Origin of the sequence: Ruegeria sp. HKCCD8929, from assembly GCF_013031405.1 — a bacterium.
In the GTDB taxonomy this organism is placed as follows: Bacteria; Pseudomonadota; Alphaproteobacteria; order Rhodobacterales; family Rhodobacteraceae; genus Ruegeria.
The window spans coordinates 411,420-431,968 of sequence record NZ_WPZY01000001.1; the positions used below are offsets into that span (position 1 = coordinate 411,420).

Sequence of the window (20,549 nt, forward strand, 5' to 3'; positions counted from 1 at the left end):
TTACTCTCCCGGTGTTGGTTTGGTTGACGAAATCGGAATTCGCACATCCGTCGGATCTTCCAGTTCGGCAGATGGGTAGTCTTCCTTGAGCCACTTGATCAAGGACATCACCATCAAGGTCAGCACCACCATCAGGGGCAGAGCCACCACGACTGACGCCGCCTGCAGAGCGCTGAGACTGTCCTTGCCGCCCGCGAACATCAGGGACAAAGATACCGCAGCCAGGGCAATCGCCCAGAAGAACCGATGCCAACGGGCAGGTTCAACCGCCTCGCCGGAGTCCTCGGTCGCCACGGTTGCCAGCGTATAGGCCGAACTATCCAGCGTGGTGGCTCCGAAGATGAAGGCCAGCACGACGAACACGATCAGCAGCGGAATGGCAAACGGGATGGATCGCCCGCCCAACTCCATGATTGTGGCCACGATGGCCTCGGGGGCCAGCCCGTCGGACACCATCTGGCTGAGGTCCAGCGTGCCTTCAAGTTGGAAGAACATCGAGCTGTTTCCGAGAACCGCGAAGAAGATCCAGCACCCCAGCGAACCGCCAAGGATTTCCACCGCGATCAGTTCCCGGATCGTCCGCCCGCGCGAGATGCGGGCGACGAACAGGCCCATGAAGGGTGCATAGGCGATCCACCAGGCCCAGTAGAAAATGGTCCACCATTCCGGGAAGGTACCTCCGGCGTCGACGTAGGATTTGCCGTCATTTGCCGCCTCGATGAACTTTTGACCCTTGTTGATCGGGTCGACGTAGAAACTCATCTCGACAAAGTTCTGGACCAGAAGACCGATGGAGTTTGTGAACGTGTCCAACATAAAGATGGTTGGGCCGAACAGGAACGAAAAGCCCAGCACGAACAGGATCAGCCACAGGTTGATGTCGGACAGAACCTTGATGCCTTTCTCCAACCCGGAATAGACCGAGAACCCGAAGATTGCGGACCAGATCGCGATCACAATCAGATCCAGCGTGAAATTGCGCTCAACGCCAAACAGCTCGGCCAGACCCGCCGACAGCATGGGTGTCCCCAGACCCAGCGACGTGCCCACACCGCCGATCAGACCGAACATGAACAACACGTCGATCATTTTGCCGACCGTGCCATTGGCATGTTTGCTTCCGATAACCCCTTCGCAGGCAGCAGACAGCCTCAGGATCGAACGACCCTTGTTCCAGTAGAGATACGCCAGCGGCAGCGTTGGGATGCAGTAGACGGCCCAAGCGGTGAACCCCCAGTGAAACAGGCCATACATCGCGGCCCACTCGGTGGCGGTCTGTGATTTGGGCTCGATACCAAAAGGTGGTCCCGAGTAGTAATAGGCCCATTCGATGGTGCCCCAGTACATCACGCTGGCGCCGATCCCGGCGCAAAACAACATCGCGACCCAACTGGGCAGCGAAAACTCGGGCCGCGCGTCAGGCCCGCCGAAACGGACTTTGCCGAACCGTCCCAGAGCGAAGTAAACCAGAATGCCGAACGCACCGATAGTGAACCATAGATAAGCCCAGCCCAGTGTCTTGGTTGACCACGACAGTGCCTTGCCCAAAACGGCCTTGCCATCGGCTGGAAACATCACCAGCGGGGCGGAAAAGCACACGATAACGACGAGCGCCGTGTAGAAGATGACTTTGTCAATCTTTGGTCCTTGCATCTCTTCCTCCGGGTTCGTGCTTCAGAAACGGCCAGCCTGAGCGCCCTCTTGCCCGAAGTCGGGCGAGGCGAAGGCTTCAAACCGCGGACGAATCTTGCCGATGTTCTGCGCCCACCATTGCGAGTCGTAGCGTAGGGCATTGGTCATGTTTGCTTCGCTTGTGGGCAAAAGCGGCTCCATTTCGGGCGACACTTTCGCAGCCGATGATTTCCGCGCCGGACCATACGAGATGAAGGTTGTCCATTCTGCCAGTTTGTCGGTGCTGGTGGCGTAGCGGACAAAGTCCAGCGCCGCCGGCAGATTGCGCGATCCTTTGGGGATGGCGAACAGGTCGTATTCCCAGACCTGCCCGTCCCAGACGATACGGATATCGCGCCGATCTTCGGTGATCGGACGGAATAGCCGTCCGTTCCACGCCATGCTCATCGACACGGCATCCTCCCCAAGCAGCTGCGCAGGTTGCGGCCCACGTTCCCACCACACAATGTCCGAGTGAATCCCGGCCAGCTTGTCAAAGGCGCGGTCCAGTCCCTGCGACGTGCCCAGTTGCGCATAGACGTCGCTGGCGGCGACGCCATCGGCCATCAGCGCCCATTCCAGAATGCCGCGTGGATCGCGGCGGATGCCGCGCTTGCCGGGAAAGGCCTCGACATCGAAGAAGTCGGCAATCGTCGTTGGCTCCGTAGCAAACTCATCGCCGTTGTAGGCGTAGACCGTAGACCAGATCAGATTTCCCACACCACATTCGTGCAAAGCGCCGCTCCGAAAATCCTCCGCCGCCGGCGTACCGTCCCCGCCCGGTGGCAGGCTGTCCAGATCAAACGTCTCAAGCAGGCCCTCGTCGCAGGCCTGAATGAGGTCGGAATACTCCATGTCAATCACGTCCCAGGTGACATTCGCGGAATCGACCTGGCGACGGATTTCCTCGATCCCACCATTGTATTCTTCCATGGTGGCGTAAGAGCCGGTTTCCTTTTCCCACGGTCTGAGCAGCGCCAACATTTGCGCGCGGGCGGCACTGCCGCCGAAATTCACCAGTGTCAGATCGGAATGTGCCTGAACCTGAAACGGTGCGAGGCAAAGGAGGGTGGCTGCCGTCAGCCGAGCCAAACCTTGTGCTACTGTTGGGGTCAATGCAGCCTCCTGTATCATGAGATGCCAACGGAGATTTCGTAATCTTGCAACTTGATAACGATTCAAGCAATAAGATCACAAATTATTTGTCTCTCACGAAATTATTTTGCCTCACAGCGGATCGCCGCCAATTCGCGAAGCCGGCACTCATGGGTCACTGCCGCCGCGTGCTGAGTGAAATCGGTTGCAGCGTCATTGCAAATTTCACCTGCACTTGCCGCCGATCTTGGGTAAAAGCCATGTATGTCGGTATGATGTTGAGGTATTGAATGGCGGTGACCCTCAAGGATGTTGCACAGCGCGCTGGCGTGTCGCGCTCGGCTGTGTCACGGGCGTTCACCGATGGCGCCTCGGTGTCTGAAAAGATGCGCAAAAAGGTGGAAAAGGCCGCGGCTGAACTCGGGTACAGCCCCAACGCCTTGGCTTCGAGTTTGACGACAGGCCGGACCAAGCTGATCGGACTTGTCTCCAACAACTTCCACAATCCGGTGTTTCTTGAGGTCTTCGACCTGTTCACACGAGGCCTTCAGGAAAAAGGCTTGCGGCCCTTGCTGGTCAACCTGACCGACGAAACAGATCCTGAAAACTCGGTCCGTATGCTGCGGCAATACTCCGTGGACGGTGTTGTTGTTGCCTCGTCAACCTTGTCTCCAGGATTTGCCGAAGCGTTTCGCGAGGCGGGTGTGCCGGTTGTGCATTCCTTTGGCCGTCAGACCAGTACGCCCGGCGTGCATGTTGTCGGCATTGACAACATCGAATGCGGGCGGATGGCCGCACGCGAACTGGTCGCGCGCGGATATCGCAGTGTTGCATTCCTTGGTGGGCCAAAGACCGCAACCTCGACGCAAGATCGTCACGAAGGTTTCATGGCCGAACTCAAGAAGCACCCGGATATCCGGGTCGGTCAGAGCTTTGCCAGTGCTTATTCCTTTGAAGCAGGCCGCCACGAGATGCAGCGTTTGTTGCAGGGCGAACTTGCCGAGGGGTATTTCTGCGGCGACGACGTGTTGTCCATTGGCGTCCTGAGCGCGTTGCAGGACGCGGGCCGCAAAGTGCCGCAGGATGTCGGGATTATCGGGCTGAACGACATGGAAATGGCCGGTTGGCAGAACATCAACCTGACCACGATCCGGCAGCCCATCCCCGAAATCATTCTGGCCTCGCTTGAGTTGATGGAGGCGATGCTCAGCAATCCGGACCGTCACCCGGAAGCGCGGATTTTCCCCTGCACGATTGTCGAGCGGGGCACGCTGCGGCCCCGCCCATAAGCGTCGCCTACCGGAACATCGGCGGGCGCGCATCCACCCAGGCGCCTTCACCCCTGCCGGATTCCGCGACGGCATAGACCGCGGCCATCGACCGCAGCCCATCCGCCGCGCGCGGATACAAGTCTGCCGCCGGGTCGATCGCGCGGCCCTCTTTTTCGGCCCGCAAGGCTTCGGCCAGATCGCTGTAGATATTAGCAAAGGCCAGCGGCATCCCTTCGGCATGGCCGATGGTGACGCGGGTGGTGCGGTCGGCCTCGGGCGACAGACCCGCCTCGCCGCGCTCGATCACCCGCAGACGGCCATTGAGTGGCATCCAGTAGAGCTGGTTTGGCTGCTCTTGCGCCCAGCGAAGCCCGCCTTTCTCGCCAAAGACCTGAAGGGTCAGCCCGTGCTGGCGGCCAATGGCCACCGATGACGTCCAGAGACGACCAACGGCGCCACCGTCCATGCGGAAATTCACCATCGCGTCGTCTTCGAGCACGCGGCTGGAGATGCAGGAGACGGTATCCGCGGACAGGCGCGCGATCTCTTGCCCGGTCACGAACGAGGCCATGTGCAGCGCGTGAATACCGCAATCGGCGAACTGGGCAGACACGCCAGCCTGCGCTGGATCATAGCGCCAACGCACCCGGGGATTGTCGGCGTCGGCAGCATCGGCGTGGTGACCATGGGCAAATTCCGCGACAACCAGCCGGATAGTGCCCAAGTCGCCACGTGCAACCATCGCCTTCATGTGCCGCACCAGCGAATAGCCCGAATACCCGTAGTTCACCGCACAGATCTTGCCGGTGGCGTGGCTGATCCTGACGATCTCTTCCGCCTCATCGACGGTCATGGTCATCGGTTTTTCGCAAAGAACATGAAAGCCGTTCTCCATGAACGCCTTGGTGATCTCGAAATGCGTGGCATTTGGGGTGGCTACGGTAACCAGATCGATCCTGTCCTCGCGATCCTTTTCCCCCTCCAGCATCTCGCGCCAATCGCCGTAGGAGCGGTCGGCGGCCAGCCCCAGGGTCTGGCCATAGGCGCGCCCGGCCTCGGGCCGGTGGTCCAACGCACCGGCGGCGAACTCGAAATGCCCGTCGAGCCCCGCGCCTAGACGATGGGCCGGGCCGATCTGGCTGCCTTCTCCGCCACCGATCATGCCCCATTTCAGTTTTGCCATGGCTGTAACTCCTTACGCAAAGCCGATGGATTCAAGATATTCGCGGTTTGCCCGCGCGTCGTCCATTGGGCGCACATCCAGCGTCGGGTCGCAATCCTGCTCGACCGTGCACCAACCCGAGAAACCGGCCTCGGTTAACACTTGGTGGACTGCGGGAAAGTCCACATCGCCGTCGCCGAGGTTGCAAAAGATTCCTTGTCCGCAAGCCTCGTAGAAATCCGTGCGGTTGGCTACCACGTTGACCTTAACTTTCGGGTTTATATCTTTGAAATGCATGTAGGAAATGCGATCGATATGCCGCTTCATGAAGGCCACTGGATCGAAACCGGCATAGGAGTGATGACCGGTGTCGAAACAGATCTTCAGGATCTTTTTGTCCACTTCATCCAGCAGGCGCTCAAGCTCGGGCTCGAAATCCATGAAACCGGCGGCATGGGCGTGAATGCCCACCGTCAGGCCATATTCTTCGGCACCGATGCGGGCACTTTCCGCGATGCGGTCGCGATAGGCGGTCCATTCGGCCTTGTCCATCTGCTTGGCCTCGGAGGCGCGCCCGGCGGTTGCGGCCCGGCGGGGCGAGATCGAGTCGATCAGCACCAGATGCTGCGCCCCGTGCGCCGCCAGCGCCTTGCAAGTGCGCACCGTGCCGTCCAGCACGTCGTCCCACTGATCCGGATCGTGAAAGGGGCGGAAAACCACGCCGCCGATCAGTTCCAGATCATGCTCGGCCAGCCCGTCGGCCAGCACTGCCGGGTCCTCGGGCATAAAGCCGACCGGGCCCAGCTCGATCCCCGTGTACCCGGCCTCGGCACATTCTTTCAGAACGGTTTGCCAAGTCGGGTTGCGGGGATCGTCTGCAAATTCCACACCCCAAGAACAGGGCGCGTTGCCAATGCGGATTGTCATCTGTTCAAACCTCTTATCCGGAGGGGTTGCTTTTCAGAAGGGTCAGGAGGCCACGACGTCGAGCCAGCTTTTCGAGTTGGACGAGGCAATGGCGGTTTCAACGATGCGGACAACCTCCAGCCCGTCCCTGAAAGTGGGCCAGACCGGGGTTCTGGTTTCGAGGGCGCGCAGGAAATCGCGCGCCTCGATGATGATCTGGTCCTGATAGCCGGTGCCGTGGCCCGGGCCCTGACAGAACGGCAGGTAATCGGGGTGCGCGGGGCCAGTCAGGATCTTGCGAAAGCCCCGCTCGGCTTCGGGACCCTCGGCACGATAGAGCCAGATGGCGTTCTGATCCTCCTGATCGAAGCGGATCGCGCCCTTGGTTCCGGTGATCTCGTAGGCGTAACCCATCTTACGGCCCGTCGCGATCCGGCTGGCGTGCAACTGGCCCATCGCGCCATTTGCAAAGCGGCACATCATCTGTACCTGATCGTCATTAGTAACGGTGCCGCCGGGGCGTTTGGTGTGAACGGTTTCGATCTCGGCCACCAACCGGTCGATAGGGCCGATCAGGGCCAGTGCGGCATTGAAGATATGCGGCGCCAGATCTCCAATCGTACCGTTGGCCTGCCCCTCGGTACGCCAAGTCGCGGGGGCCTTGGGGTCGGAATAGAAATCCTCGGTGTGTTCGCCGCGAAACCAGGTGACATCACCGATCTCGCCCTCGGCGATCAGCTTGCGGGCATACTGGCTAGCCGGAGTGCGGATGTAATTGTAGGCGACCATGTTCACCGCTCCGCTTGCCTCGGCTGCGTCAACCATGGCCTGCGCATCGGCTAGCGATGTGCCCATCGGTTTTTCGCACAGGACCGGTTTTTCCCGGGCAAAGGCAGCTTCGGCAATCTCGCGATGGGTGGATTGGGGAGAGGCGATCACGATGGCCTCGACCGCAGGGTCTTCGACCAGTGCCCGCCAGTCATCTGTCGCCCGGGCAAAGCCATAGGCCACGCGATAGCGTTCGGCAGAGGCCGTATTCGTGGCGCACACCATCTCAAGCCGGGGCCGCAGAGCAGTGTTGAACACCGCCCCGACGGCGGACATGGCCACCGCATGCGCCTTGCCCATATAGCCGCCGCCGACAATGCCGATGCCAATCTCAGCCATGATCCCATCCCGTTCGGAAAATCGGTTTGCAACCGGTTGCAAAATTTGTATCCTCAGATTCGAAAATCCGCAAGACGCAAAGCTCGGGGGCAGCCCGGCATCGGCGAAAAAAGGTACCACCATGAGCGACGCAACAATCCGCCTGACCACGGCGCAAGCCATCATCTGCTATCTGACCAACCAGCTCATCGAGATCGACGGGCAGGAGATGCGCGTGTGCGGTGGCGGCTTCGGCATCTTCGGGCATGGCAATGTGACCTGCCTGGGTGAGGCGCTGAACACCGTGCAGGATACACTGCCGCTCTATCGGGGTCAGAACGAGCAGAGCATGGGCTTTGCCGCCGCTGCCTATGCCAAGCAATGGTTGCGCCAGCGGTTCATGTTCTGCACCGCAAGCGCCGGCCCCGGCACGCTGAACCTGGTGACCAGCGCAGCGCTCGCCCATGCCAACCGCTTGCCGATGCTGATGCTGTGCGGCGACGGCTTCATCACCCGGTTGCCCGATCCGGTTTTGCAGCAGATGGAGAATTTCAACGACCCGACCTTCGGCGCCAATGACGCCTTCCGCTCGGTGACGCGGTACTGGGACCGGATCACGCATCCGGCGCAGGTGCTGCACTCGCTGCCTAACGCGCTGGCGACGTTGCTGGACCCGGCGGATTGCGGCCCAGCTTTTCTGGGCCTGCCGCAGGACGTGCAGGGTTGGACCTATGACTATCCTGAAGTGTTCTTTAAAAAGAGGGTCCACCGCATTCGCCGCAGCGCGCCTGATATGGCCGAGATTGCCGATGCGGCGGCGCTGTTGCGGACAGCCAAGCACCCGATGATCATTGCGGGCGGCGGCGTGCAATATTCGCGTGCAGTCAAGGAGTTGACGGCGTTTGCTGAAGCGCACCAGATCCCGGTGGTCGAGACCATCGCGGGCCGCGCCAACATGGTGGCCACCCATCCGCTGAATATCGGGCCCATCGGCGTGACCGGCTCGGACAGCGCCAATGCCATTGCCGAGCAGGCGGATGTCATTCTGGCAGTTGGCACGCGGTTGCAGGATTTCACGACCGGGTCATGGACGGCGTTCGCGAAGGGCGCCCGGTTCATCTCGATCAACGCAGGCCGGTACGATGCGGGCAAACACCGGTCTCTGCCGGTGGTGGGGGACGCGAAACTGTCCCTGTTGGCATTGGGAGAGGCTGCGGCCGGGTATCAGGCCCCCGGCGATTGGGTCGATGCCGCCAAGGCGCATCGTGCCGAGTGGGATGCCTATGTGGCGAAGAATGTAGAGCACGGTAACCGCCCGAACTCCTACGCGCAGGCGATTGGCGTGGTGAACGCGCTCTGTGACCCGCGTGACCGGATTGTTGCTGCGGCAGGCGGGCTGCCCGCCGAGGTCACTGCCAACTGGCGCACTCTGGATATCGGTACGGTGGATGTGGAGTTTGGGTTCTCGTGCATGGGCTATGAGATCGCTGGCGGGTGGGGCGCCCGGATCGCGCAATCCGAGCGGGAACCGGATCAGGATACCATCGTGTTCACGGGCGATGGCTCATATCTGTTGATGAACTCCGACATATACTCCTCTGTTCTGACTGGGAAAAAGCTGATCGCCTTCGTACTGGACAATGGTGGCTTTGCAGTGATCAACAAGCTGCAGAACAACACCGGCAATGACAGTTTCAACAACCTGATCAAGGACTGCCCAACTGTCAGCTCGCCCTTTGCAGTGGATTTCGAAAGTCACGCACGGGCTATGGGGGCCGAGGCCGAAACCGTCGCCAATCCGGCGGAACTGGGAGAGGCGTTCAAGCGCGCCAAGGCGAGCGACAAGACCTATGTCATCTGCATGCAGGTCGATCCTTATGAAGGCTGGACCGATCAGGGCCACGCCTGGTGGGAGGTCGGCACGCCGCACGTCACCGAGAACAGCTCGGTCCGCACCGCGCACCAGGATTGGGAAGCGGGCCGCGCGAAACAGCGCAGGGGCGTGTGATGGCCGATCTGAACCGGATCATCGGCAACAGCTTTGTCATTCTCGGGCGGGCAGGGATGGACCTCTACGCCGATCCGCCTGGGACGAAGGTCGAAGAGGCGCAAGGCTTCTATTCCTGCCTCGGTGGGTCGTCCGCGAATATCGGCGTGGCGATCACCAAACATGGCGGACGGGCGGCCCTGGTTACCTGTGTGTCGGACGATGCCATTGGCCGGTTCGCGCTGAACGAGCTGGATAAATACGGCATCGACCGGACCCATGTGCGGGCCGTGGGCGGCGAGTGCCGCAACTCTCTGGCTGTGGTGGAAACCCGGCTGGAGGACACGCAATCGGTAATCTACCGCAACGGAGCCGCCGATTTTGAGATGAGCATGGCGGATGTCGAGGCAGTGGATTACAGCGCCTATAGCGCCCTGATCACCACCGGCACGGTGCTGGCCGCCGAAACCTCGCGCTCTGCGGCATTCCGGGCGTTCGAACTGGCCAAGGCGGCCGGCTTGCCGCTGATCTTCGACGTGGATTACCGACCCTATAGCTGGCCCTCTGCCGAGGTCGCCTCTGACACCTATTCCCGCGCGGCGGAGCTGTGCGACGTCATCATCGGCAATGACGTGGAGTTTGGGTTCATGGCCGGGGCTTACGATCAGGGCCTGAGCAAGGCCCGGGCGCTCGCGCAGACCGGCAGCCGGATCATCGTCTACAAGATGGGTGAAAAGGGTGCGGTCACGATCAGTGGTGGGCAGGAGTTCCGTACCGGCATCTACGTGGTCGATGCGCTGAAGCCTACGGGGGCGGGCGACAGTTTCATGGGCGGTTTCATCGCCGCATTGGCCGCTGGTCACGATCTGGAACAGGCGGTTCTACGCGGGTCGGCCTGCGCCTCGATCGTGGTGTCTCGGGTCGGCTGCGCTCCGGCCATGCCGACACCCGATGAACTCGACGACTTCCTTGCCACGCATCCCGGACCCACGCAGGTTTGAAAAGGAGACACGCAATGCATATCGCGCCTTATGACAACAAGAATGCTCCGATCGTTGATGCAGACGACGCGCGGGTGCCGCTGAACTATTTCAATATCGTTAAGCTGAAGAAGGGCGAGGCATTCGAATATCAGGTGCCCGGCTATGAGACCTGCATCGTGCCCGCCACAGGCACCGTCCGGGTCGAGGTCGAGGGCGTGACCTTCGACAGCCTCGGCAATCGTGGTGTGGATGTGTGGGATGGCGAGCCCGAAGGGGTTTACATTCCGGTCGGGGCGAAGGTGATCATTTCGTGCTTGTCAGACGAGACAGAGACCTTCGTGGCAGGGGCGAAATACGACCAGGTGCTGGAGCCTTTCGACGTGCGCAGCGACGGGATCGATCTCGTGCAATATGGCTCGGACGACACCAAGACTCACCGCAAGATCAAGCACATTCTGGGGCAGAAACAGCATGACAAGGTGGGTCGCTTGTTGGTGAGCGAGCTGTTCACCGTGGGGCGGGGCGGCTGGTCTGGTTTCCCCAGCCACAAGCACGACACCAACCGTCTTCCGGACGAAACCCGCCATGACGAGACCTACAACTTCCGCTTCCGCCCCAATCATGGCAGCGGCCTGCAGATGCTGCAGCGCGAGGATGGCCAGCCGGGCGATGCCTATCATATCGTCGACGGTTCAACGATCTGCATCGACAATGGCTATCACCCCTGCGCAGTTCTGCCGGGGTACGAAATGTACTACTTCACCATTCTGGGCGGGCTCACCCAGCGCTCGCTGGTGCAGTATTTCCAGCCCAGCCATGCCTATCAGATCGAGACGATCCCGGGCATCAAAGACATGATCGCCAAGTTCAAATGACCCTCGCAACGCTCCGCGAGGTGCTGCAGCCCGCATTGCGCGACGGTTATGCCGTGGCCGGTTTCGTGACTCTCGGATGGGAGGATATGCGCGCCTATGTAGCTGCGGCCGAGGCCGAGGGGGTACCGGTAGTTCTGCAGGCCGGCCCGTCATGCCGGGCGCACACACCGCTGCCGGTGCTGGGCGCGATGTTCACCTGGCTGGCCGAACAGGCCAGCGTTCCGGTTGTGGCGCATCTGGATCATGGCCATTCGATCGAGGAATGCCGTGAGGCTTTGGAGTGCGGCTTTACCTCGGTCATGTTCGACGGCTCACGCCTGCCGCTGAACCAGAACATTGAGGAAACCGCAACGGTTGCGGAACTGGCGCACAGCGCGGGCATGTCCTGCGAGGGCGAGATTGGGTTCGTCGGTTATGCCGATGGTGAAAGCTCAGACGGAACCGATCCGCAGGAAGCAGGGCAGTTCGCACGGCAAACCCGGGTGGATGCGATGGCGGTGTCCGTTGGTAACGTTCACCTGCAACAACAAAAATCGGATGGCCTCGATCTCGACCGCATTCGCGCGATTGAAGCTGCAACTGAAGTCCCATTGGTGATCCATGGAGGGTCCGGCGTGCCGCTCTCTGAACGTTGGACGCTGTCAAAGACGACAAACATCTGCAAGTTCAATATTGGTACCGACATGAGGATGGTGTTTGGAGACGCCTTGCGTGCAGCAGTAAAGGCGGACCCGGACCAATTTGACCGTCTGCAAATCCTGAAAGAGACCCATGACCCAATGGTGGCCGCCGCGCGTGAAGCCTTGCGATCTTTGCGATCCGGGTAACACCTAGTGGCCGATCTGGGCGGAATAGATGCCGAATGCCCCGACCAGAATCAGGCTGAGCGCCCAGACGATATCCAGGTTGAACCAGGTCTTCGACAGGAACCTGAGCCCCAGCCAAAGATAGATAATCACTGCCAACACACCGCCGGCGAAGGTCATGGCCAGCGTGTGTGCTCCGGCCACGGTCAGCGCGGTCAGGATGTTTTGTCCCATCAGTTGCTGCGCTGCCTGATGTCCCGCATCAGCGACGTCAGTACCGCACAGGCCTAGGTAGATCGGCACCAGCATCAGGCCTGCCCCATGCGCCATCGCAGCCAGAAACGACCACAGCGCCAGCCGTGACGGGGGAACGCGGGCGAGAAATCTGGGATGTTTGCGGTTGATCAGCAGATAGATCCCCATCGCCACGACCAGAAGGCCGGCACCGATGCGTATCTCGGACTGCCAGTCCAACAGAAGCGTCATCATCGAAAACGGCAACAGGATTGCGGTCATCGCCGCCAGATGCCCGACGGCCAGCGCCGCCAAAGCCTTTGCCATCGCACCCCGCCGGGCCTCCATCAGACCGGCCGAAACCGCCAGAGGCCACCCCATGCCCGGATTGACCCCATGATAAACACCAGAAAAGAGGACGGCCCACCAAAGGGCCGCCGTCGAGGTCAGTTCAGCGCTCATTCAGACGTTGGGGTAGCAGAAACTGTCGGTCGAGCAGTCTCCGCCTTCAAGCCGGATCTGATGGCCGCGATAGCCCTCGGGGAAATCGATGTAGAAATCGGGGTCCAACTCAAGGCCTCCGTTATCGCCAACCCGCGCCATGACCATCTGCCCACCCTCATCATCGGGATAGAACTGATCGTCCCAGGTGGAATAGAGCGAGTTGGTCCAGTACACCCGCTTGCCGTCGCGGCTGACCTCGACCATCTGCGGACCAAACGCGAAGTCCTTGCCGTTGGGGTGTTTGGTGTCCTTGACGATGCCGCCAATCTCGACCTTGCCTACCAGCTTGGGCGCCATCGGGTCAGAGACATCATATTGATGCATCTCGCCGACGCCCCAGCAGGCGACATACAGGAACCGGTCGTCCAGGCTCAGGTCGATATCGGTCACAAGCGGCGGCACTGCGGAAAACCCTTTGAGCAATTCGGGCAGGTCGTCCGGGTCGGCGGGCTGCGGGTCGATGGTGATGGTTTTCTTGGCCTGCCACGTCCCGTCATCGTCACGCCACCAGGTGAAGATCGCTCCCTGCAGGTTGGTGGTGTCCACGACCACGCCACAGAACCCATAGGATTTCTTGGGATCATGCGCGGGCCGGATCTCAAGCGCCATCTGATGGTTCTCACCCAGGTCGATGGTCTGGACGTTCTTGCGGCGGCGCAGGTCCCAGAAGTGGATCGAGTGGCCATATTTGTTGCTCAGCAGATCCTCGGCCACCAGACCGCCCTCGAATTGCGGCGGCAGACCCCATTCCGAGCTGACCATGTAATCCTGTGGCAGGTTCCACCAGAAGTCGTAATGCTTGTCCTGCGGTCCGCGATCCATCTCGTACTGACCGATGATATCGAAGGTTTCGCAATCCATGATGAAGATCCCCGGTGGACCGTCGGTACCATCCGCGCCACCGCCGCCCAGGGTCGAGACATAAATGCCTTCGGGGCCGCAGTGGATGGTGTGGGGTCGTGAATATCCGGTTTTGGCAAAGACCTCCTCGGGTTCGATGATCTTGTGGATCTTGGCCTCCAGCGGTTCCTTGACATCAACGATATAGATCCGGGACGACCGGATGCCGGGCACGATTAGATAACGGCGCTCAAGAAAGGCGTGGCCAGTCAAGGGTGACAGGGCGGACGAACAGGCATTCCAGCCAAAATGATGAAACTCATCACCGGTGTTGGGCATGATCACCTGATGCACGATCTGGCCGTAGCTGTCCGAGCCGGGATCGAGGTCGACCACGGCGATGCCGTCAGGTTGCGCGCCATCGGGGCTGAGCATGACCGTAAAGCCGTAATTCTCGACCGGCGACTGCATGGCGAGCTGAGCGGTCGGGTGAAAGGTTGGGTCAGGTCTTAGGTTCATATGGTCCTCCCATTGGAATCCACGCCCGTCTGAGGCCTCTTGCCGAGCCAATCGGGGCGTTATCTGCTCATGTCCTCCTCATATTTCCGCGACATTGCACAACTGGATCGCACCACTGATCCTGTCGGCCAGAGCGGTCAGCTTCTTTCCGATCCCTGCGCGGTACTCCGCTCCGAACCGCCGGATGGGGCCAACTGCGCCCACGCTGAAGATCGCGCCGATATTACCGATCGAGACCGGTGCGGCGACGCTGGCGATGCCAATGTCGATCTCCTGATCACAATCTGCAAATCCACGTTTGGCGATCTGGGCAAACTCGGCGCGCAGCGCATCCGGTGTGGTCTTGGTGTGATCCGTGTACTGCTTCAGGCTGTTGTTCAGAATGCGCTCCTGAAACTCGGGCTCGGCAAAGGCGGCAATGGCCTTTGAGCACGAACAAGCATGCATCGGACGCACGCCCAGGCCCGGATGGATATAGGCGCGTCCCGGGTCTTCGGGTGTTTCGACATGGATGATCTCTACCTGAACCTCGCGAAACCGGGCCAGAAACACGGTTTCGTTGAATTGCACGGCAGCTGCCTTGAGCAGCGGGGCGGACGCCTTACGCACGTCGACATCCGATTTACCCAGCAAAGCGATGCGGACAATGCGATCGCCGATCACCACTTTGCCGTCCTGCGCAGGCGAGTCCAGCACCCGCTGCTCCTGCAAGCTTTGAACCAGGCGATAGATCGTGGGCTTGGGCAGACCAACGCCCCGCTGAATTTCACCGGCCGAGACCGGGCGTCCGGCAACCGCGACGACTTCCAGAATTGAAATCAGGCGATCAAGATGCATGACAGAGATCATGCTCCACGTAATGAGACATATTCTTATATTTTGAGATTTTATGCCCTCCAAGGCAACAAAAAATCCCCTGCGCAAGCTGGATAGGCAAACCCACGCCACCCCGTTGCGGCTAGAGAGGCCCATCCGGTTTCAGTCTCGATCGCCCTCCACTGTCGCAAAAGCGCAGCAATCCGGCGTGGGGACAGCGAGTCCGCGCCTCCAAAACCTGATGTTTGAGGGCACCTGCAAAGACATCACTAAGTCCAGCTTAAGGAGGAAACGCACGTGTCCGCCAACGAAGAAACCGTTACCAAGCCCAGCCTGAGGATCGCCCTGCTGCCGGTTGTCCTGACCCTGCTCGTATTGGGCATCCAGCTGTTTTATTTCGGAGATTTCACGCCGCACATTCCGCTGGCCATTGGCATCGCAATCACCGGTCTGGTTGGTCTGAGACTCGGACACCGATGGAACAATATCGAAGAGGGGGTATTCCACGTCATCAACATCTCACTGCCCTCGGTGTCGATCCTGATCACGGTTGGCATGATCGTCGGCATCTGGATCGCCAGCGGCACTGTGCCGACGCTGATCTATTATGGTCTCAAGATTCTGTCGCCAGAGATCTTTCTGGCTGCCGGAATGATCCTGTGCTCCATCGTGTCCGTGTCACTCGGCACCTCATGGGGCACGGTCGGCACCGTCGGTCTGGCCCTGATGGGTATCGGCGCGGGTTTTGGTATTCCCATGTACTGGACCGCCGGAGTTGTCGTGTCGGGTGCGTTCTTTGGCGACAAGATCTCACCCCTGTCGGACACGACCAATCTGGCGCCTGCGGTGACCGGAACCAATCTGTTCGACCACATCCGCAACATGCTTCCCACGACCGTTCCGTCGATGCTGATCGCGCTGGCCATCTATTTCGTGGTGGGTTTCACGCTGATCGACATCTCGCAAGTTTCGTTCGAACGCATTGACGCGATCACCTCGGCACTGGCCGCCGAGTTCTGGATTTCGCCTCTGATGCTCATCCCGGCCCTTCTGGTCATCGTTTTAGCGGTCAAGAAACAGCCGCCGATCCCGTCGCTGTTTGCCGGGGCCGTCGTTGGCGGCGTTTTGGCGATGATCTGTCAGGGGGCTGGTCTGCATGAGACATTCACCTTCGCCAACAGCGGCTATTCCATCGACACCGGGGTTTCCGAGATCGACACGCTGCTGAACCGGGGCGGTATCCAGTCGATGATGTGGACGATATCTCTGGTCCTGCTGGCCCTTGGGTTTGGTGGTGCGTTGGAACGGACCGGCTGTTTGCAGACGATCATCGAGGTGATCATCTCACGCGTGAAAACCTTTGCCGGTATCCAGACCTCGGCCATTTTGACCTCGGTCGCCACTAATACCGTTGCGGGCGACCCGTATCTGTCCATCGCGCTGCCCGGTCGCATGTACGCGCCGGTTTACCGAGCCATCGGTTACTCGCCGCTGAACCTGTCGCGCGCCATCGAAGAGGGCGGCACATTGGTCTCGCCCCTGATCCCGTGGAACGCGGGTGGCGCGTTCGTGATCAGCGCGCTGGCACTCGGTATAGGCGATGGGAATTTTGAGAACCTGCTCTATATCCCGCTGGCATTTGCCTGCTGGATGTCTCCGGTGATCGGCGTTTTCTATGCCATGACCGGGCTGTTTTCGCCCAAGGCCAGCGATGAAGAGCGACAGGCGTGGGAAGAAAGCGAGGAACCGGTTGCAGAGCTTGGTGTCTGAACGGGCGCCAGTGCCGGGGCGGGGCACGCCCCGGCGCATCCGAGTTCTAAAGCGCCTGCATCTTTGATAGGATATCGCCATGGAGCCCCGAAGCTTTGTTCCCAAAGGTGCGGCCAGTTTTCGCGTCGATTACGACGGACCCGCCAAGGACATCTACTTTCTGCTATTGCCCAAGCTGACGATGCTGGCGTTCAGTTCAGCTGTCGAGCCGCTGCGGGTCGCCAATCAGGTCGCCAACAAGGAACTCTATCGCTGGTTCCTGATTACTGAGGATGGCCAACCGGTCCGCTGCTCGAACGGGATCAAGATCACGCCGGATTTCGAGCTCAGGAATCTGCCCAGATCCAGCAGGATCTTTGCCTGTGCGGGGATCGAACCTTCTGACAGTGCCAGCTCCAGGGTGCTGGCCTGGATCAGCCGTCAGCGAACGTTCGGGTGCCATTTCGGAGGGATTTGCACCGGTGCTTTCGCCCTGGCAAAGGCCGGGTTGCTGCGGGATCGGACGTTCACATTGCACTGGGAAAACCAGCCCTCTTTTTCCGAGTTCTTTCCGGGGCTTGAGCCGACCTCAAACCTTTACGAAATTGACAGGGATCTGATGACCTGCGGCGGAGGAAACGCGGCCATAGACATGATGTTGGACATGATCGAAACCGACCATGGCAAGGATCTGGCCGTGATCGTGTCCGACATGTGCATTCACTTCCGCTCGAACAACCGCAAGGCGCCACAGAAATCCGCGTATTCGGTGGCGCTGAGCAGCCGAAATCAGCACCTCATCAACGCCATGCAATATATGGAGGAAACCATTGAAGAGCCGGTGGATATCACCGAGATCGCGGAACATGCACAAATCTCACGCCGTCAGCTTGAGCGGTTGTTCCAGCGCTATGTCGGCACATCGCCGGTCCAGTTCTATATCGAGCTGCGCGTTGCACGGGCGCATGCTCTACTCAACGAGACAGACATGTCCGTCGCCGAAATCGCCGCTGCAACGGGGTTCAGTAGTGCGACGCGGCTGACCGTTCGGTTCAAGCAACGCGTCGGGCAATCATCATCTGCCTTTCGTAAGAGTTGGGCGGACAAACCGGGCGGCAACGCAGGTGAATAATTCGGTCAAGTCCAAGCCTTTCGTTGTTTTACGGAGGAAAAGTTTCCGGCCCTTTATCTTCATGGTCTCAAAGCGTTACGCTGCTGCCAATTTGCATTCGCTAACCGGGGCTTGATAATTGAATCTCTCAAAAAAAAACTCTGTCCGCAGCGGCACATATGCGTTTGCTAGAAGTGGTTCTGACTGATGGCCCGAAAAGAGCTTAGCCTCAGATGGCTGGAGTTGTTCCAGACCTGCGCCGAAAAGGGCTCGCTGCACGCAGCGGCTGACGAAATGGGATTGTCGGTCAGCACAGTATCGCACCACCTGAGCAATCTCGAAGAGCATCTGGGTGTTGCACTTTTCGACCACGCGCGGCGGCCCATGGTGCTGACCCCGACGGGGCGGGTATTCCTGCGCAATATTGACGATGCGCTCTTTGCCATTCGAAAGGCCAAAGCCGAGGCTTCGGCCGGGAATGTTGCTGACGCCAGTTATTTGCGCATCGGAACAATCGAGGATTTCGACGGTGACATCATGCCGGAACTGGCGGTGCATCTGTCTGAAACCATGCCAAAATGCGACTTTCTCTACCATACGGATGCCAGCCTCAGCATTCTGGAGATGCTGCGCAACCGTCATCTGGATGTTGGCGTTGCCAGCGGCCCCCTGGACCGACTGCACGATCTGGAAGACCGCCCCCTGCTGCGCGATCCGTTTGTGCTGATCATGCCCGAGGGCGTCGATCTGGATGTGCAAGAGGTCATGCGGGGAAAGACCGAACTGCCATTCTTGCGTTTCTCTGGTCAGTTAATGATCGCGCGGCAGATCGAGTCGCAGCTGCGCCGGATGCGGATCAGACTGCCGACCCGGTTCGAATGCGCCAACAATCTGACCCTGATGGCGATGGTGGCCGCTGGGGCGGGGTGGACCATCTCGACCCCGCTGCTCTATTCCCGCGCCAGGCGCTTTCACCCGAGGCTCAGCATGCGTCGGTTTCCAGGCAAGAGCTTCGCCCGCACCCTGACGCTGGTGGCGACGCCCGATTGCTCGGGCTCGGTCCTTGATCTGGTCGATACCAAGCTGCGCGAGTTGGTCGCCGAACACGCGGTGCGGCCGTTTCACTCGGAGATCCTGTGGCTGAGGGACAGTTTTGGTCTGATCGACTGATACCTAGCTAGCGGATGTTGAACTGCTCCCGTATCCACCTATCCTGATCCCCACTCAAATAGACCGGGTGGTGCGTCCGCAAGATCTCCCGCGCCCGTTCGCGGGCCCGCGACCAGGCATCCGGCGCGCCTTTCTCGGCCCATGTGCGCGGCTCATCCCGGTCGGCGAGGCTGGGATAGAAATAGTCCCGCTCCATCGCCGCATGAGTGTGAGCGCCACCCAGAAAATGACCCACACCCAGCACCGCCTCGCAGATAGCGTCATAGCCCAAATTGTCCTCGCTGACCTCGATGCCGCGCAGGGCGCGGTAAGTGTGCGAATGCATCTCATCATCCAGCACGAGCGCCTCGAAACTCGCCCCCAGCAGCGAGGCGGTCATGCCCGAGCTTTCATAGATCAGGTTGCCGCCAGCTAGCGCCGCCGCCATCGACGTCAGGCCCTTTTCCATCCCGTATTGCGCGTCGATGGCCTTGGCGTCGGTCATTGAACAAGCCACTCCAGAAGGCAGCCCCAACCAATTCGAGAGCTGTGCTGAAGCTGCGTTCAGCACGGCCGTCTCGCCGCTGCCGCCGGAGAACGCCCCGGTGCGCAGGTCGATCACTAAAGGCCAATTCGAGAACACCATCGGAAAGCCGGGCCGGATCGCGTGCACCATCACCAGACTGGCCAGCGTCTCGGCGAGTGACTGTGCCAGAAATCCAGCAAGCGTCGCCGGGGCGGTCGCACCCGCCTGCGCCGCAGTGATGCAGGAGATGGGGATGTTGTGGCGGATGCATTCATAGACCACGTCTACGGCGTCCTCGCCATACCGCATGGGCGAGATCACCGGGCTGATATGTGCCTTGACGAAAGGACGTTTTGCAAAGGAGCCAAGGCCGCCTGCGGCTATGTCGAACATCTCGACCATTGGCGCCACGTGTTCGGCCAACGTGAACGCGGTTGCGGTCGGTTTGGTGGTGTTCTTCAGCAGCGCATAGGCCGTGTTCACGTCCAGATCGAAGGGGTCGGCCACATTGGTGGCAACACAGCAGCGGGTGAACCAGCTGACATTGGCTAGCGTGTCCTGCAGCCGGGTGAAATCATGCAGATCGGCCAGTGTCGAGGGGCGGTAGAGGCCGGTCTCCATGTCCAGCGTCTGCACCGCTGCACCGCCGGTTCCGAAATAGACCTTGTTGCCGCCAACCTCGATCGAACGACTCTCATCGCGCCCATGCAGCACGAACCGCTTCGCGGCCTTGTCGATGGCATCCTCGACCAGCGAGCGGGGAAACATCAGGCGGCCCGCGCCGGTGTCCCACGCCCCGGCCCGCAGCAGATCGCGGTGCAATCGGTCGGGCACCTCACCCATGCCCAGGTGTTCCAGCAACCGCAGGGCGGCATCGTAGATCTGCCGCAGATCGCTGTCGCTGAGAGGGCGATACGCACCACCGATCTGCCCGGGCGGGCAGGGGTCAAAGACAGGCTTGGCCGCGCGCTGTGCGTGACGTTCGCGGCGACCGCTCCGTTTTCCCTGTCGCGGGCGCAAATCGGCCATCTTTGGGTTCTCCACAGCGTTCTTTTCGCAACCCTAAATGAGTTTGAACCTATGGTGCCAAACCGAAGGCAAGTTTCCGAAAATCTGCTACTCTTCCTCCTAGTATCTCGAAAATAAGTGACGCCCGTTGATCTGCCGAAATAAGTTCCGACTGTATCGATCAGGAACCT

17 protein-coding genes are annotated in these 20,549 nt (G+C 60.2%); 8 read left to right on the forward strand and 9 right to left on the reverse strand.

The window, feature by feature from the left end:
• Positions 1 to 1,653 carry a BCCT family transporter gene (locus GOX53_RS01850; protein ID WP_171173279.1) on the reverse strand — a complete coding sequence of 551 codons (1,653 nt, stop codon included), beginning with the start codon at positions 1,651 to 1,653 and terminating at the stop codon, positions 1 to 3.
• 21 nt (positions 1,654 to 1,674) lie between these two features.
• Positions 1,675 to 2,787 (reverse strand): extracellular solute-binding protein, encoded by a 1,113-nt coding sequence (locus GOX53_RS01855; protein ID WP_171173280.1) that lies wholly within the window; start codon positions 2,785 to 2,787, stop codon positions 1,675 to 1,677.
• Positions 2,788 to 3,056: 269 nt separating this feature from the next.
• Between GOX53_RS01855 and GOX53_RS01860 the strand changes: the two genes are divergently transcribed.
• A complete protein-coding gene (locus GOX53_RS01860; RefSeq protein WP_171173281.1) occupies positions 3,057 to 4,055 on the forward strand; it encodes a LacI family DNA-binding transcriptional regulator in 999 nt (332 codons plus the stop codon).
• Between the two features lie 7 nt (positions 4,056 to 4,062).
• Here the strand turns inward: GOX53_RS01860 and GOX53_RS01865 are convergent, their stop codons facing one another.
• From GOX53_RS01865 to GOX53_RS01875, 3 genes are read right to left on the reverse strand one after another with little or no spacing between them, the layout of a single operon-like run.
• On the reverse strand, positions 4,063 to 5,220 hold the full coding sequence (locus GOX53_RS01865; RefSeq protein WP_171173282.1) for a Gfo/Idh/MocA family protein: 1,158 nt from the start codon (positions 5,218 to 5,220) through the stop codon (positions 4,063 to 4,065).
• A 12-nt stretch (positions 5,221 to 5,232) separates the two neighbouring features.
• On the reverse strand, positions 5,233 to 6,126 hold the full coding sequence (locus GOX53_RS01870; protein ID WP_171173283.1) for a TIM barrel protein: 894 nt from the start codon (positions 6,124 to 6,126) through the stop codon (positions 5,233 to 5,235).
• Between the two features lie 42 nt (positions 6,127 to 6,168).
• Positions 6,169 to 7,272 carry a Gfo/Idh/MocA family protein gene (locus GOX53_RS01875; protein ID WP_171173284.1) on the reverse strand — a complete coding sequence of 368 codons (1,104 nt, stop codon included), beginning with the start codon at positions 7,270 to 7,272 and terminating at the stop codon, positions 6,169 to 6,171.
• 121 nt (positions 7,273 to 7,393) lie between these two features.
• Between GOX53_RS01875 and iolD the strand changes: the two genes are divergently transcribed.
• Genes iolD through GOX53_RS01895 form a run of 4 tightly spaced genes read left to right on the forward strand, consistent with a single transcriptional unit; the run spans position 7,394 to position 11,923 of the window.
• Complete coding sequence (gene iolD / locus GOX53_RS01880; protein ID WP_171173285.1) at positions 7,394 to 9,259, forward strand: 3D-(3,5/4)-trihydroxycyclohexane-1,2-dione acylhydrolase (decyclizing); 1,866 nt, start codon at positions 7,394 to 7,396, stop codon at positions 9,257 to 9,259.
• On the forward strand, positions 9,259 to 10,239 hold the full coding sequence (gene iolC, locus GOX53_RS01885; RefSeq protein ID WP_171173286.1) for a 5-dehydro-2-deoxygluconokinase: 981 nt from the start codon (positions 9,259 to 9,261) through the stop codon (positions 10,237 to 10,239). Before iolD ends, iolC begins: the two co-directional genes overlap by 1 nt.
• A 14-nt stretch (positions 10,240 to 10,253) precedes the next feature.
• Entirely contained in the window at positions 10,254 to 11,096 is an 843-nt protein-coding gene (locus GOX53_RS01890) for a 5-deoxy-glucuronate isomerase (RefSeq protein WP_171173287.1), read from the forward strand.
• Entirely contained in the window at positions 11,093 to 11,923 is an 831-nt protein-coding gene (locus GOX53_RS01895; protein WP_171173288.1) for a class II fructose-bisphosphate aldolase, read from the forward strand. Before GOX53_RS01890 ends, GOX53_RS01895 begins: the two co-directional genes overlap by 4 nt.
• A 3-nt stretch (positions 11,924 to 11,926) precedes the next feature.
• Here GOX53_RS01895 and GOX53_RS01900 read toward each other — a convergent pair whose 3' ends face one another.
• The 3 genes from GOX53_RS01900 to GOX53_RS01910 form a co-directional block, all read right to left on the reverse strand.
• Positions 11,927 to 12,598, reverse strand: coding sequence for a hypothetical protein (locus GOX53_RS01900; protein WP_171173289.1), 672 nt, complete (start codon positions 12,596 to 12,598; stop codon positions 11,927 to 11,929).
• Positions 12,599 to 13,999 carry a selenium-binding protein SBP56-related protein gene (locus tag GOX53_RS01905; protein ID WP_171173290.1) on the reverse strand — a complete coding sequence of 467 codons (1,401 nt, stop codon included), beginning with the start codon at positions 13,997 to 13,999 and terminating at the stop codon, positions 12,599 to 12,601.
• A 78-nt stretch (positions 14,000 to 14,077) separates the two neighbouring features.
• Positions 14,078 to 14,836, reverse strand: a complete 759-nt coding sequence (locus GOX53_RS01910; RefSeq protein WP_171173291.1) for an IclR family transcriptional regulator — start codon at positions 14,834 to 14,836, stop codon at positions 14,078 to 14,080.
• Between the two features lie 276 nt (positions 14,837 to 15,112).
• Between GOX53_RS01910 and nhaC the strand changes: the two genes are divergently transcribed.
• The 3 genes from nhaC (at position 15,113) to GOX53_RS01925 (ending at position 18,845) form a co-directional block, all read left to right on the forward strand.
• Positions 15,113 to 16,585, forward strand: a complete 1,473-nt coding sequence (gene nhaC / locus GOX53_RS01915) for a Na+/H+ antiporter NhaC (protein ID WP_171173292.1) — start codon at positions 15,113 to 15,115, stop codon at positions 16,583 to 16,585.
• A gap of 79 nt (positions 16,586 to 16,664) precedes the next feature.
• Positions 16,665 to 17,696 (forward strand): GlxA family transcriptional regulator, encoded by a 1,032-nt coding sequence (locus tag GOX53_RS01920; protein ID WP_171173293.1) that lies wholly within the window; start codon positions 16,665 to 16,667, stop codon positions 17,694 to 17,696.
• A gap of 186 nt (positions 17,697 to 17,882) precedes the next feature.
• Positions 17,883 to 18,845, forward strand: coding sequence for a LysR family transcriptional regulator (locus tag GOX53_RS01925; protein WP_171173294.1), 963 nt, complete (start codon positions 17,883 to 17,885; stop codon positions 18,843 to 18,845).
• Between the two features lie 7 nt (positions 18,846 to 18,852).
• Here the strand turns inward: GOX53_RS01925 and GOX53_RS01930 are convergent, their stop codons facing one another.
• Positions 18,853 to 20,379 (reverse strand): trimethylamine methyltransferase family protein, encoded by a 1,527-nt coding sequence (locus tag GOX53_RS01930; RefSeq protein WP_171173295.1) that lies wholly within the window; start codon positions 20,377 to 20,379, stop codon positions 18,853 to 18,855.
• Positions 20,380 to 20,549 lie beyond the last annotated feature (170 nt).

Bases quoted from the DNA above. Each gene is read 5' to 3' on its own strand.
- iolD (WP_171173285.1), top strand. From the start codon at position 7,394: ATGAGCGACGCAACAATCCGCCTGACCACGGCGCAAGCCATCATCTGC.
- GOX53_RS01920 (WP_171173293.1), top strand. From the start codon at position 16,665: ATGGAGCCCCGAAGCTTTGTTCCCAAAGGTGCGGCCAGTTTTCGCGTC.
- GOX53_RS01870 (WP_171173283.1), bottom strand. From the start codon at position 6,126: ATGACAATCCGCATTGGCAACGCGCCCTGTTCTTGGGGTGTGGAATTT.
- iolC (WP_171173286.1), top strand. From the start codon at position 9,259: ATGGCCGATCTGAACCGGATCATCGGCAACAGCTTTGTCATTCTCGGG.
- GOX53_RS01875 (WP_171173284.1), bottom strand. From the start codon at position 7,272: ATGGCTGAGATTGGCATCGGCATTGTCGGCGGCGGCTATATGGGCAAG.
- GOX53_RS01895 (WP_171173288.1), top strand. From the start codon at position 11,093: ATGACCCTCGCAACGCTCCGCGAGGTGCTGCAGCCCGCATTGCGCGAC.
- GOX53_RS01900 (WP_171173289.1), bottom strand. From the start codon at position 12,598: ATGAGCGCTGAACTGACCTCGACGGCGGCCCTTTGGTGGGCCGTCCTC.
- GOX53_RS01860 (WP_171173281.1), top strand. From the start codon at position 3,057: ATGGCGGTGACCCTCAAGGATGTTGCACAGCGCGCTGGCGTGTCGCGC.
- GOX53_RS01850 (WP_171173279.1), bottom strand. From the start codon at position 1,653: ATGCAAGGACCAAAGATTGACAAAGTCATCTTCTACACGGCGCTCGTC.
- GOX53_RS01890 (WP_171173287.1), top strand. From the start codon at position 10,254: ATGCATATCGCGCCTTATGACAACAAGAATGCTCCGATCGTTGATGCA.
- GOX53_RS01865 (WP_171173282.1), bottom strand. From the start codon at position 5,220: ATGGCAAAACTGAAATGGGGCATGATCGGTGGCGGAGAAGGCAGCCAG.
- GOX53_RS01930 (WP_171173295.1), bottom strand. From the start codon at position 20,379: ATGGCCGATTTGCGCCCGCGACAGGGAAAACGGAGCGGTCGCCGCGAA.
- GOX53_RS01910 (WP_171173291.1), bottom strand. From the start codon at position 14,836: ATGCATCTTGATCGCCTGATTTCAATTCTGGAAGTCGTCGCGGTTGCC.
- GOX53_RS01905 (WP_171173290.1), bottom strand. From the start codon at position 13,999: ATGAACCTAAGACCTGACCCAACCTTTCACCCGACCGCTCAGCTCGCC.
- GOX53_RS01925 (WP_171173294.1), top strand. From the start codon at position 17,883: ATGGCCCGAAAAGAGCTTAGCCTCAGATGGCTGGAGTTGTTCCAGACC.